The following is a 349-nucleotide window of genomic DNA, read 5'->3' as shown; positions in this document are numbered from 1 at the left end:
GACGACGCCCATGCCGTTTGCGGCGGCAACCGCCTGGGTGATGGTACTGCCGGAGCGCACCGAATAGGAATGATGCGCATAGTGCGTTTCGAGCCAGCGGGCCTCGGCGATCAACTGCTCGCTGTCGAGATCGAATCCGATCAAGGGCACGGCCTCGCCTGCCCGCCAGCGGGCAGCCATCGTCGCACTGGCGTAGAAACCGTGCGTGATGGTGGCAACGCGCTTGCCGGTCAGGTCGCTGTCCTTCGGCCGACCGAGACGCAACGCGATATCGGCCTCGCGATGTGCCAGGCTGTGGACGCGAACATCCGTCAGGATTTCGAGCTCGATGCCGGGAAGTCTATCGAGG

1 protein-coding gene is annotated in these 349 nt (G+C 64.5%); it reads right to left on the bottom strand.

Going from position 1 to position 349, the window contains the following annotated elements:
- Positions 1-349 (bottom strand): LysR substrate-binding domain-containing protein (locus AC1DIX_RS28470; protein WP_477328714.1); only part of this gene is annotated, 349 nt, incomplete at both ends.

The sequence above is a fragment of the Massilia sp. 05N420 genome (genome assembly GCF_056397205.1).
The sequence above is the reverse complement of the archived record's forward strand: the minus strand, read 5'-3'. Positions and strand labels throughout refer to the sequence as shown.